General features: G+C 66.8%; 11 protein-coding genes. 7 read left to right on the forward strand and 4 right to left on the reverse strand.

Translation table 11 applies throughout. From position 1 onward, the window contains the following. Positions 1-32: 32 nt before the first annotated feature. Entirely contained in the window at positions 33-227 is a 195-nt protein-coding gene (locus ACDK93_RS00120; RefSeq protein ID WP_458070569.1) for an antitermination protein NusB, read from the reverse strand. Positions 228-430: 203 nt separating this feature from the next. On the opposite strand from ACDK93_RS00120, the gene ACDK93_RS00125 reads away from it, so the two are divergent. The 5 genes from ACDK93_RS00125 (at position 431) to ACDK93_RS00145 (ending at position 5,329) form a co-directional block, all read left to right on the forward strand. Next, positions 431-1,468, forward strand: a complete 1,038-nt coding sequence (locus ACDK93_RS00125) for a hypothetical protein (protein ID WP_458070570.1) — start codon at positions 431-433, stop codon at positions 1,466-1,468. A gap of 76 nt (positions 1,469-1,544) precedes the next feature. After that, positions 1,545-2,177, forward strand: coding sequence for a nucleotide-binding protein (locus ACDK93_RS00130; protein WP_458070571.1), 633 nt, complete (start codon positions 1,545-1,547; stop codon positions 2,175-2,177). A 90-nt stretch (positions 2,178-2,267) separates the two neighbouring features. Further along, on the forward strand, positions 2,268-2,741 hold the full coding sequence (locus tag ACDK93_RS00135) for a SixA phosphatase family protein (RefSeq protein WP_458070572.1): 474 nt from the start codon (positions 2,268-2,270) through the stop codon (positions 2,739-2,741). Beyond that, positions 2,738-3,322, forward strand: a complete 585-nt coding sequence (locus ACDK93_RS00140; RefSeq protein WP_458070573.1) for a YceI family protein — start codon at positions 2,738-2,740, stop codon at positions 3,320-3,322. Before ACDK93_RS00135 ends, ACDK93_RS00140 begins: the two co-directional genes overlap by 4 nt. Before the next feature lie 27 nt (positions 3,323-3,349). After that, entirely contained in the window at positions 3,350-5,329 is a 1,980-nt protein-coding gene (locus ACDK93_RS00145) for a phospholipase D-like domain-containing protein (RefSeq protein WP_458070574.1), read from the forward strand. Positions 5,330-5,344: 15 nt separating this feature from the next. Here the strand turns inward: ACDK93_RS00145 and ACDK93_RS00150 are convergent, their stop codons facing one another. Then, the gene (locus ACDK93_RS00150; RefSeq protein ID WP_458070575.1) at positions 5,345-5,902 is read right to left on the reverse strand and encodes an energy transducer TonB family protein; all 558 of its coding nucleotides are present in this window, start codon (positions 5,900-5,902) and stop codon (positions 5,345-5,347) included. A gap of 16 nt (positions 5,903-5,918) precedes the next feature. Continuing rightward, positions 5,919-7,205 (reverse strand): acetyl-CoA C-acetyltransferase, encoded by a 1,287-nt coding sequence (locus tag ACDK93_RS00155; protein ID WP_458070576.1) that lies wholly within the window; start codon positions 7,203-7,205, stop codon positions 5,919-5,921. 118 nt (positions 7,206-7,323) lie between these two features. On the opposite strand from ACDK93_RS00155, the gene ACDK93_RS00160 reads away from it, so the two are divergent. Together ACDK93_RS00160 and ACDK93_RS00165 are read left to right on the forward strand one after the other, a co-directional pair. Then, on the forward strand, positions 7,324-8,475 hold the full coding sequence (locus ACDK93_RS00160; RefSeq protein ID WP_458070577.1) for a hypothetical protein: 1,152 nt from the start codon (positions 7,324-7,326) through the stop codon (positions 8,473-8,475). Between the two features lie 80 nt (positions 8,476-8,555). Continuing rightward, positions 8,556-11,024: a sensor domain-containing protein gene (locus ACDK93_RS00165; protein ID WP_458070578.1), complete on the forward strand. Its 2,469-nt coding sequence runs from the start codon at positions 8,556-8,558 to the stop codon at positions 11,022-11,024. Here the strand turns inward: ACDK93_RS00165 and ACDK93_RS00170 are convergent. Continuing rightward, the gene (locus ACDK93_RS00170; protein WP_458072303.1) at positions 11,021-11,422 is read right to left on the reverse strand and encodes a GNAT family N-acetyltransferase; all 402 of its coding nucleotides are present in this window, start codon (positions 11,420-11,422) and stop codon (positions 11,021-11,023) included. The two genes, ACDK93_RS00165 and ACDK93_RS00170, sit on opposite strands and share 4 nt — an antisense overlap. Positions 11,423-11,619 lie beyond the last annotated feature (197 nt).

Genomic DNA, 11,619 nt, shown 5'->3' on the forward strand with positions numbered 1-11,619 from the left:
GGCAGGGCAGCGTGCGGCCAGGCGCGCGACGGCTAGAACAGTTTGCTGCGCACCTTGGGCAGCAGCACCATCAGCAGCGTGGCGAAAGGTCCTAGCACCAGCGACAGCAGGAACCACAGTAACCCGCTGCGGTTCTTGCCCTGCGCCAGCGCCGCGTTGACCAGTGCCAGCGTGCCCCATCCCGCGAACCACGGGGCGCCGGTAGCGAAGGTTAAATAATGGTCCAATGCGTTCTCCCAACCAGTTCGGGCCCGTCGCGGTGGCGCGCCAGCTACCCATGAGTTCCATAAGCCATGCAGATGGAAAGCCCTATCCTAACAAGCATCGCGACGCCTGCCCGTTCGCGTGCCTGATCAGCGGCTGATTGGATCAGCCCCGCTTAATCGGCGCAGGGTATGCTGACGGCTTTACCTGCAGCCGGAAACCGATGATGCGTGGATTGCGCCGCCTTGCCCTGACCTGTGCCCTGTCGTTCGCCTTTGTGCCAGCGTTCGCCGCCCACGCCGCCGCTCGTGCAGCCCCAGCCCCAGCGCCATCGCGCGACAAGGCGCTGCTGGCCTATCAGCATGATCTGGTCAGCGTACTCGCGCCGCGCGCCGACGCCATGCCGCTGCTGGCCGCCGCGATCCTGTCGCGGCCCCTGACCGACCTACCCAAGTTCAACAATTTTCACGGCCTGATTGACCGTGCGGCAACTGCCGATGGCGCCGCCGACATCGCGGCGGCCATCAGCTGGACACGGCTGGCCGATTGCGATAGCAAGGGTGACGCCTGCCCCAATGCGTCGGCGCTCGAACAACTCACCACCCAGGCGCCGGACAATGCCGCCGTGTGGCTGCTCAAGCTCGGTGAAGACACCCGCAACATGAAGCAGGACGCCGCGCGTGTCGATCTGGACAAAGCCGCCAATGCCAAGGTTTATGAGGATTACGCCGGCACCAGCCTGAAGGCGCTGGCCAACTCGGTGGGCATACTGCCGCCGCCGGCCGATACATACGACAGCGCCAACGCCAGCGGCGCTGCCGGGGTCCAGGTCGTGCTGGTCTACGGCCTGGCCAGCGCCCAGCCACAGCCGGTGCTGCAGGTAACGGCCAAACTGTGCGAAAGCGCGGCCGGCGACGCGTCCATCAAGGCCGACTGCCTGAAACTAGGCAAGGTGCTCGAGTGGGGTTCCAGCCCACTGGGTCGCTCGCTCGGGCTGCACCTGCGCGAAGTGCTGGCCGACGATCCGGCCCAGCAGGAAGACGCCAAGCAAGCCCGCCGCAGCCTGATCTGGCAGGTGCAGAGCTTCAGCCAGCTGCTCGGTCGTGCGCAAAATGACGCAGCCATTGCACAGCATCTGGTGACCATCGCCCGCCGCGGCGGCACCGAAATGAGCGTGCTGCTGACTGCCCTGCGCGACAACAACATCCCGACCGAGGCGCCGGCCGACTGGCAGCCACCGTCGGCGTCGAAGACTCAGGGCTGAGCTCGTCGCAGCGCAGCTTTGCGCCGCATCCGCAGCCGTGTAGGCTTGGGCCACCTTCCGCGGCAGGGGTGAGTCGATGCTTACGACGCTGGTGGCAAGCAGCAAAGGTGGATGCGGCAAGAGCACGCTGGTCACCCAGCTGGCGTCGCACTGGGCGCAGGCGGGTCAGCACACCGCGATCATCGATGCCGACCGCCAGGGCTCCAGCTTTCGCTGGGCCGCCCTCAGGCCCGACAACGTGCCAGGCGTCCTGGCCATCGAAGGCGGCAAGAAGGCTCTGCATAAGGTACCCGCCGACACGCAGCAGCTGCTGATCGATACGCCGGCCGGCGTCGGCGAGCGTGACCTCGAACCCTATCTGGACACCGCCAACGTGCTCCTGGTGCCGGTGTTGCCGTCATCGTTCGACCTGCACGCCACGCTCGGTTTCATCGAAGAGCTGCAGACCATCAACCGCATTCGCCGTGGAAAACTGCCGGTGGCCCTGGTCGCCAACCGGCTCAAGCCGTGGACCCATGCCAGCCAGGACGCGGTCGCCCAGCTCGCCGAGCAATCCCCTTTTCCGATCGCCGCACAGCTGCGCGATAGCCAGGCCTATGTGCTGCTGAGCGCGCTGGGCAAGGGCATCTTCGATTACCAGTCCGAGCAGGTGCGCAACCACCAACAGGACTGGAAAGCCCTGCTGCGCTGGATCAAGCGCCAGCCGTGAGAGGCCGGTCACCATCGCTTTCCGCTGCCTGCATCAGTCTTTGCGGCAGCCCGCGCGCCCACGGCGTGCCATCACCTGACGGAGTCCACCATGCAAGAACTCATTCTGCTGCGACATGCCGAGGCCGTACCCATAGAAAACGCGGGTGACGACCAGCAACGCGCGCTCAGCGCGCGCGGCGAACAGGAGGCCCAGGCCGCCGGCATCTGGCTGGCCGGCCACGGCGCCCACCCCGACCGCGTGCTGTGTTCGCCCAGCCGCCGCACCGACGAAACCGCCAGGCTGGCGCTGGCCGCCATCAACAACGCGCCCGCACCGCAGCTGGCCAGCGAAATCTACGACGCCTCTCCCGGCGAACTGCTGGCCCTGTTGGACCAGCACGGCGATGCCGACACCGTGATGCTGGTGGGCCACAATCCCGGCATCGAACGGCTGGTCGCGCTGCTGGTCGAGGGCCGTTCGGACGAATACCGCGGCATGCCGCCCGGCGCGCTGGCCGTGCTGCATCTGAACGGCGCACTGGAACCGGGCAACGCCCGACTGGACGCTTTCTGGTCGCCATGACCGCGTCTGTTGCCACCGCGTCCGTGCTGGCGTCGCTGCTTTTCGCCGCGCTGGCACTGGCTGCGCCGGCGGCTCGCTCGACGGATTACCGCATCAATTCGGCCCAGTCGGATGCCGAATTCGGCGTCCGACTGCTGTGGCTGCAAACCATCACGGGACGCTTCACCCAGATCGCCGGTGACGTAAAGCTCGACGACCACGGCCTGGCCACGGTCGATGCGCGGATCACCGCCAGCAGCATCCGCATGGCCTCGGACCGGCTTCGCCGCTGGGTCATGGCGCCCGATTTTTTCGATGCCGTGCAGTACCCCACGATCCACTTTTTGTCCCAGCCGATCACCTTCAGCATGCTCACCACCGGCGGCGTGCTGCAGGGTCAGCTCACCCTGCGCGGCGTCACGCAGCCGATGCGTTTCGAGTTGCTGCCGGCCCACTGCACGCCGAGCGAACAGCAGACCTGCCTGATCGAAGCGCGCGGCTCGCTGTCGCGCAGCGCGTTCGGCATGGCGGCGCATCGAACCGCGCTTTCCGACCAGGTGCAGCTGGGCCTGCTGATCGCGCTCGAACATACGCCGAACTGACGCCGACACCCCGTATCATGCGGGGCCATGTCGCCACGCCTGATCCTTCTCCCGACCCTGCTCGCTGCAGCAGCCCTGTTGCTGCAGGGCTGTGTCGCGTCGAAGGCGCAGATCCGCCGCGCCGATGCGGTCGTCGCCGCCACCGTGGACACGCGCGCGAGCTGCGATCGGCCTGACCACTGCGCCGCGCCGTCGCCCCTGCTGGACGCGGCGACCGACGCCGTTGCCGCATCCACACCGCAGCAGCCTGTGCATATCGTGAGCCTGCTCAACGACAGCGAAGCGGCCATGGTGGCGAGGCTCAGCCTGATTCGCGGCGCGCGCCACTCGATCGACGTGCAGACCTATATCTGGGACGAAGACGACGTCGGGCAACTGATGCTCGACGAGCTGGTGCAGGCGGCGCGGCGCGGCGTGCAGGTACGCATCCTGGCCGATCAGCTGTCCTCGTTCGACGATATGGCCGTGCTCAACCGACTGGCGCGAGTCAGCCCGAATTTGCAGGTGCGGCTGTACAACCCGACCTTCCATGACGCGCACACGTCACCGCTGCAATGGGCGGCCGGCATCGCCTGCTGCTTCTTCAAGTTCAACCAGCGCATGCACAACAAGGTGCTGCTGGTCGACGACAGCGCCGGCATCACCGGCGGGCGCAATTACGAGAACCGCTACTTCGACTGGGACGACGACTTCGACTACGTCGACCGCGACGTGCTGGTCGGTGGCCCGGCCGCCAAGGCGATGGCCGACAGCTTTCTGCTGTTCTGGAACCACCGCCGCTCGGTGCCGTTGACCCATCTGCGTGACGTGAACCGCTACATCGTGGCGCATCCGGCAGCGCCCGACTGGCCTTTGCCGGCCTTCGTGCATCCACAACGCGCCTATCGGGCGCAGCAGGAAGCCAGTGACGCCGACTGGCTGCGTGCGCATGTGCTGGCCGACAGCCTCCAGACCGGCAACGTGGAATTTTTCAGCGACATGCCGGCCAAGACCGACAAGCCGAACAAGAAGAGCGCCCGCGAGTTCACCCGTCACGTGATGCAGATGGTAGCCAGCGCCAAAAACGAAGTCATCCTGCAGACGCCTTACCTCGTCATGAGCCACCGCGCGCGCAAGATCTTTGAGAAACTGCACCAGCGGCCGCTGCCTCCACGCATCATCGTGGCGACCAACTCGCTGGCTTCGACCGACGCTTTCGCGGTGTATGCACTGTCCTACAAACACCGCAAACGCTATCTGAAAGACTATGGCTTTGAGATCTACGAGCTGAAGCCACACGCGCCGGGACCGGCCGAAGCCAACGCTTACGCCAGCATGGAATCCACCTCCGAAAGTGCCCCACCCATGGGCAGCAACGACGCAACCGACAGCATCGGCGCGTCCGGTGCGGATGGCCAGACCCGCCGCAATGTTGCCGCCACCGGCGCCGGCAACGGCGGCAAAGGCAGCGATGCCTCGCGCCATTTCGTGGGCTCCGAGAGCCACGGCCTGCTGGGCAGCCACGGCAGCAGCCGGCGCCCCGCGCCACTGATCAGCGGCGGGCGTCGATTTGGCCTGCACGCCAAATCGATCGTCATCGACGACCATATCGCCATGGTCGGCTCGCACAATTTCGACCCGCGTTCCGATCACTACAACACCGAGGCGGGCGTGATCATCTACGACCAGCGCTTCGCCACGCAGCTGCGCCAGAGCATCCTGCGTGACACGCAGCCGCAGAACGCATGGATCATCGCGCCGCGACGCACGGGCGTACCGGTTCTGACGGATATCAACAACGCCATCGGCGGCGTCTCGGAGCAGCTGCCGCTGTTCGACCTGTGGCCGTTCCGCTACGCGACCAGCTATCAGCTCAAGAGCGGCTGCCAACCCATGCGCGTCACCAATCCGAATTTCTACGCGTGCTACGAGCCGGTCGGCGATTTCCCCGATGTGGCGGTGTCGCCGAAGATGTTCTTCACCCTGATCATCACCGCGTTCGGCGCCGGCGTGTCGGGCATTCTCTGATCGCGAGGGCGCGGCTCAGCGTAGGCTGGCGACAGGATCGTCGTGCGAGGAAAACCGCATCGGCAGGTCTGCGCTGAGGCCGTCGGGATGATCCGGCGGTACCGCAAAACGCCATCCGCGCACGCTGCGTAAAGCGTGCGCATCGAGCACCGCATCACCGCTGGACTCGGCCACGCTGGCCGCAGTGACGCGACCCGTGCCGTCGATGCTGATGCGCATGATGACGCGGCCGTCCAGATGACCGCGCAGCCTGTCGTAGGCCACATCGCGGTTCGCCGGCATGTCCAGCGGCACCAGCTCCGGCGGCGGCGCGGCCGATATGCCGGTGCTTTGGCCGGCGATATCGCTATCGATCGGCGGCTGCCGCAGTCGATGGCTTCGTACCGTGGCCTGAAACGGCGCATGCGCGTGCGCCGGTGGCGCAGCAGCGAGATGGCTTGAAGAAGCGCTCGGCCGCTTCGCCGGCAGGGCCAGCGGCTCGTCGGCGCTGCGCTGGCTGAGCCAGTGCGTGCCGGCCACACCAACCCCCAGCGCCAGCAGGCTGAGGACGACGGTGGTACGCAGGCGCAGCATGGGGTCGGTGGGCCGCTTACGGCCGTTCGAGGATCGCCGTCACGCCCATGCCGCCGGCGGTGCAGATCGAGATCAGGCCGCGACCGCTACCTTTCTGCTCGAGCAGCTTGGCGAGCGTGGCCACCACGCGCGCGCCGGTGGCGGCGAACGGATGGCCCACGGCGAGGCTGGAGCCGTGCACGTTGAGCTTGGCCGGATCGATGCTGCCCAATGGTGCGTCGAGACCGAGGCGATTCTTGCAATATTCGGCGCTTTCCCACGCGCGCAGCGTGCACAGCACCTGCGCGGCGAAGGCCTCGTGGATTTCGTAGTAATCGAAATCCTGCAGGGTCAGGCCGTGGCGCGCCAGCATGCGCGGCACGGCAACGGTCGGCGCCATCAGCAGGCCTTCGCCGTGGACGAAATCCACCGCGGAAACTTCGGCATCCAGCAGATACGCCTGAATGCTGAGGCCGCGTTTGGCCGCCCATTCGTCGCTGCCCAGCAGCACCACCGCGGCGCCGTCGGACAGGCCGGTGGAATTGGCGGCGGTCAGCGTGCCCTGGCCAGAGGTCTTGTCGAACGCCGGCTTGAGCGACGCCAGCTTCTCCATCGTCGAATCGGGGCGCAGGAAGCCGTCGCGCTTGAGCCCGCGAAACGGCACCAGCAGATCGTCGAAGAAACCCGACTCATAAGCGGCGGCCAGCTTGCGGTGGCTGTCCAGGGCCAGCTGGTCCTGCTCGACCCGGCTGATATGCCATTCTTTGGCCATCAGCTCGCAGTGATCGCCCATCGACTTGCCGGTGCGCGGCTCGGCCACGCCGGGGAAGGAGGGCTTGAGCTCAGAGAGCGAAAAGCCGCGCGTGGCGGCCCTGAGCTTGTCCATCGGCGTCTTGGCGCGGTTGATCGCCAGCAGCCGCTTGCGCAGCCGCGCGCCGTAAACGATGGGCACGTCGCTGGTGGTGTCCGAACCGCCGGCGATGCCGGCCTCGATCTGCCCGGCGGCGATCTTGTTGGCGATGATGATGGTGTTATCGAGCGAGGTGCCGCAGGCGCGCGCCGTGGTGATACCCGGCGTGGTCGGTGCCAGGCCGGAGCTCAGCAAAGCCTCGCGCGCGAGGTTCCATTCCGACGAGTGCTTGATCACCGCGCCCATCGCCACTTCGCCGAGTTCCACCCCGTGCAGGCCGAACCGTTCAACCAGGGCGCCGAGCACCTTCACCGACATGCCGAAGTTGCCGACGTCGGCGTAGGCGGTGTTGTTGCGGCAGAACGGGATGCGCACACCACCGATCACCCCAACGCGCTTTTGCGTTTTTTCCATGGTCAGAACAGTCCGGAACTCAAGTCCTCCAAGGCTAACCCGCGATGCCGTGCGGCGAAAGCCCAAAACGCTGAATGGTACGATTCGCCTCTTGTTCGTACGTTTTGGAGCTGCTTTCGTGGAAGCGCAAACGCTGCTCGCCCTGCCGGTGGTACTGGCACTGGAACTGGCCGAAGGCCAGCCGGCCCCGCGCCTGACCCTGAGCCGCGACGAAGCGGCCGAGCTGGCGCAGTTCGTCGCGGTCGATCTGCACGCGCTGGTGCCGCAAGTGAACCAGGCGCGTCTGGCGCTGGCCGGCGCCCTGTTCGATCAGGTCGAACTGCTGCGGCCGGGCTTTCCGGTATGGGCGACGCTGGACGAACTGGCCCGACGCGTGCCGCGTGGGCACATCGAAAACGTGGTCGCCTTCGGCAGCCACGACGGCCACATGCCGGCGCAGCCGCTGGAGCCATCGCTGCCCTTCGCCGACGGCCCGATGCGCCTGCTGCCGCTGAGCCTGCTGGCGCCCGAGGCGCTCGCCGGCGAGCTGTCCGAGCAGCTGGAAGTGCAGCTGGTCGGCCGCGGCGAAGCCGGACCGCTGACCGCCGACTGGCTGATGCGCACGCTGGGCATCCAGCTGGAGCACGTGCGCTATCTCAGCCGCAACGATCTCTTGGCGCTGACCTGCGTGCAGTACGAGCACGTCAATCTGGCCGCGCTGTGGTCCCTGCTGGAGGCCGCGCTGCTGACGCCGTATCGCGAGGAATCCGCGGTGACCGCGCGCGGCCTCGCGCTGCGCTACGCCGAGGGCAAGGTATTCGCGCAGTCACCGGCGCAGTGGCTGATCCAGCAATCGCCTAAGGACGGCGACGACCACGCCGCGCGCCGCCATGCGCTGGCCGGCATCGTGTTTGAGTTGCGCCAATATGCCGCGCTGCTCGACGCCCATCAGCTCCCGCTTCGACTGCGTTCAAGCGCGGGCCATGGCGACGAAGCAGGCGCCGGCTATCTGCTCGAAACGCTGGCGACGGCGGACGATACCAGCGAGCCGCCGACGCTGTTCGCGCACGAGGCGCCCGGCCTGGGCGTGGTCGCGATCACCGTGGCCCAGCGCGGCGTGGGCGGCCGAGCCCGCGCGCTGGCGCACGCCTATCCGCTGCAGCCGCAGGCGCTGAACCCGCTGCTGACCCTGCTGGCCGAACGCTACGGGACGGCAGCCGAACTGACGCGTGGGCCGATCACGTTCGATCGGCAGGGCAGCCTGAGCGCGCCGGCCGCTACGCTGCACTAGGGTTAGACGCGCGACGGGCGAGCACTGGGAAACGGCGGCAGGCCGGCGCATGATGGTCGCCACACGGGGACGGAACGACCATGCAGCCGAACGAGCCTGCCGCGGAGCCGCCATCACTTGAGGTCCAGGCGCAGGCGTGGTCCGCGCGGATCCTGCGTGGCGCACCGGCGCTGCTGTCCTACATCGATACGTCGCAACGCTTTCTCTACGCCAACGAAACCCATCGCACCTGGCTGGGCGTCGACCCCGAACAGCTGATCGGTCGAACCCTGATCGAGGTCGGCGGCCGGCGCAATTATCTGAACATGGCCGCCGCCCTGGAACGCGCGCTGGCCGGACATACGACCAGCTACGAGGGCGAGGCGTTCGGCGGCAATCAGGTTCGCTACATGCACGGCAATTTTCAGCCGGACTTCAATGAAAGCGGCGCCGTGCGCGGCGTGTTCACCGCCTTCGTCGACATCACCGAGCGGCGCACGCTGGAACTCAAGCTGCAGGAAAGCGAGCAGCGCTTTTTCGGCGCGTTTCAGCACGCGGCGATCGGCATGGCGCTGGTGCATCCGGACGGCCGCTTCCTGCGCGTCAATACCGCGGTGTGCCAGATGCTGGGCTACCGCGAGGACGAGCTGCTGGCGCTGGACATCACCGCCATCACCCACCCGGACGATCTGGACGCCGACATGGAGCTGCTCGGGCAGCTGCTGTCCGGACAGCGGGACTCGTATCAGCTGGAGAAGCGCAACTTCCATAAGGACGGCCACGCGGTGCACCTGCAGCTGAGCGTGTCGGTAGTGCGCGACGAGCATCAGCAGCCGCTCTATTTCGTCTCGCAGGCGCAGGACGTCAGCCAGCGCAAGGCGTTCGAGGAAGCGCTGCATCGCGAGCGCGAGCTGGCCGAGGTCACGCTGCGCTCGATCGGCGACGCGGTCATCACCACCGATACTGCCTTGCGCGTGACCTCGCTCAACCCGATCGCCGAAGCGATGACCGGCTGGACCAGCGCCGAAGCGCAGGGCCGCTCGATCGAGGACATTTTCCAGCTGTTCGACGCGCAAACCGGCCACGCCGTGGCCAATCCGCTGCGCGCCGCCATCGAGCAGAACATCATCGCCGATCTGGTCGGCAAGACCCTGCTGCGGCACAGGCACGGCTTCGACACGCCGGTGGAGGATTCGTCCGCGCCGATCCACGACCACGCCGATAACGTGATCGGCGGCGTGCTGGTCTTCCACGACGTGAGCGAGAACCGTGCGCTGGCGCTGAAGATGATTCACCTGACCCAGCACGACACGCTCACCGGCCTGCCCAATCGCAGCCAGCTGCATGCGCATATCGGGCAGGCGCTGGGCACGGCGGGGCGGCGCCAGCAGCGCGCGGCGGTGCTGTATCTGGACATCGATCACTTCAAGCAGGTCAACGAACTGTACGGCCACGCCGGCGGCGATCGTGCGCTGCGCGCGCTCGCCGCGCAGCTGCGCAAGGGCCTGCCACACGGCGAGCTGATCAGCCGCTTCGGCGATGACGAATTCGTGGTGCTGCTGCCGCATCTGGACAGCGTGGGCGAGGTGGCCAGCCGCTGCCAGATCCTGATTGCCTACTGTCAGGAAACCCGCGTGCCGGACATCCCCGAGCTGGCGCTGCGCGTCAGCGTGGGCATCAGCCTCTTTCCCGACGATGCCGTCGAAGCCGAAACACTTGTGCAGCAGGCGGAAACCGCGATGTACGCAGCCAAGGCACTGGGCCAGCACGGCTATCGTTTTTTCACCGCGTCGATGAGCGAGCGCACCCAGGCCCGGCGCAAGATCGAAACCGCGCTGCGCCGCGCGCTGACCCGACAGGAGCTGGCGCTGCACTACCAGCCCAAGGTCGACGCCCAGAGCGGACGCATTGTCGGTGCCGAGGCGCTGCTGCGGCTGCTGGTCGACGACCGGCCGGTGTACGCGCCGGACCAGTTCATTCCGGTCGCCGAGGACACCGGCCTGATCATGCCGATCGGCGCCTGGGTGCTGCGCGAAGCCTGCCAGCAAGCCAAACGCTGGCGGGACATCGGCATCGATCTGCCGGTGTCGGTCAACGTCTCGCCGCTGCAGTTCCAGCACGCCGATTTCTACGCGTGGCTCGATGCCGTGCTGGACGAGAGCGGGCTGGAGCCGGGCCTGCTCGAGCTCGAGCTGACCGAGCGCATGGTGATGTCCGGCGGCGACGCCACCACCGAACTTCTGCAGCGGATCAGGCGGCGCGGCGTGCGCCTGTCGCTCGACGATTTCGGCACCGGCTATTGCAGCCTGTCCTATCTGAGGCATTTCCCGATCGACGCGCTGAAGATCGATCGCACTTTCGTACGCGACATCACCACCGATGCCGATACCGCGACCATCACGCAGGCGATCATCGCGATGGCGCGCAGCCTGCACAAGGACGTGATCGCCGAAGGCGTGGAGACCCCGGAACAGGGCGAGCTGCTGCGCCGCGCGGGCTGCTCGCAGCTGCAGGGCTTTCTGTACGGCGTGCCGATGCCGGCATCGGCGCTGGAGGCGCTGCTGGTCTAGCTGTTCTCGGCGCTCGCCAAGGCGCTTTCGTACATGAAGTAATGACAGCGCTGCATGCCAAGCCCCGCATAGGTTGCCTGCGCGTTGGCATTCTCGGTTTCCACATACAGCCGCAGACCGACCGCGCCAGCCGCCACCGCACGTTCCTCCACCGCGGCGTACAGCGCGCGGAATACGCCGCTTCGCCGCGCCTCGGGCATCACGTATACGCTTTGGATCCACCAGAAGTCGCCGCAGCGCCAGTCGCTCCATTCGTACGTCACCATCAGGCTGCCGACCGCCACGCCATCGCGTTCGGCGACCAGATAGAAACCGCGCTGCGGCCGTTCGAAGATGCCGGCGATGCCGCGCTCGAGAACGGCGGGGTCGAGCCGCTTGTTTTCGGTCTCCCAGGCCATCGCCGCGTTCCAGGCAAGCAGCAGCGACGTATCGTCGGGTGTAGCAGCACGAATCAGCGGCGAGGACACGAGGCGAAACTCCAACAGGGCATCAGTTGGACTATCGTAGCGTGCGTGATCTTCACGCGGTGACGCGTACCTTCCCGGGCGAGTGCCGGGGATGCTTCGTCAGTCATCACCCGCCACTTGGTGGTGAG

The sequence above is a fragment of the Rhodanobacter sp. BL-MT-08 genome (assembly GCF_054161255.1).

Excerpts from the sequence above, each read along its gene's own strand:
- ACDK93_RS00125 (WP_458070570.1), top strand. The coding sequence starts at position 431 with ATGCGTGGATTGCGCCGCCTTGCCCTGACCTGTGCCCTGTCGTTCGCC.
- ACDK93_RS00140 (WP_458070573.1), top strand. The coding sequence starts at position 2,738 with ATGACCGCGTCTGTTGCCACCGCGTCCGTGCTGGCGTCGCTGCTTTTC.
- ACDK93_RS00155 (WP_458070576.1), bottom strand. The coding sequence starts at position 7,205 with ATGGAAAAAACGCAAAAGCGCGTTGGGGTGATCGGTGGTGTGCGCATC.
- ACDK93_RS00165 (WP_458070578.1), top strand. The coding sequence starts at position 8,556 with ATGCAGCCGAACGAGCCTGCCGCGGAGCCGCCATCACTTGAGGTCCAG.
- ACDK93_RS00170 (WP_458072303.1), bottom strand. The coding sequence starts at position 11,422 with ATGGCCTGGGAGACCGAAAACAAGCGGCTCGACCCCGCCGTTCTCGAG.
- ACDK93_RS00130 (WP_458070571.1), top strand. The coding sequence starts at position 1,545 with ATGCTTACGACGCTGGTGGCAAGCAGCAAAGGTGGATGCGGCAAGAGC.
- ACDK93_RS00135 (WP_458070572.1), top strand. The coding sequence starts at position 2,268 with ATGCAAGAACTCATTCTGCTGCGACATGCCGAGGCCGTACCCATAGAA.
- ACDK93_RS00150 (WP_458070575.1), bottom strand. The coding sequence starts at position 5,902 with ATGCTGCGCCTGCGTACCACCGTCGTCCTCAGCCTGCTGGCGCTGGGG.
- ACDK93_RS00145 (WP_458070574.1), top strand. The coding sequence starts at position 3,350 with ATGTCGCCACGCCTGATCCTTCTCCCGACCCTGCTCGCTGCAGCAGCC.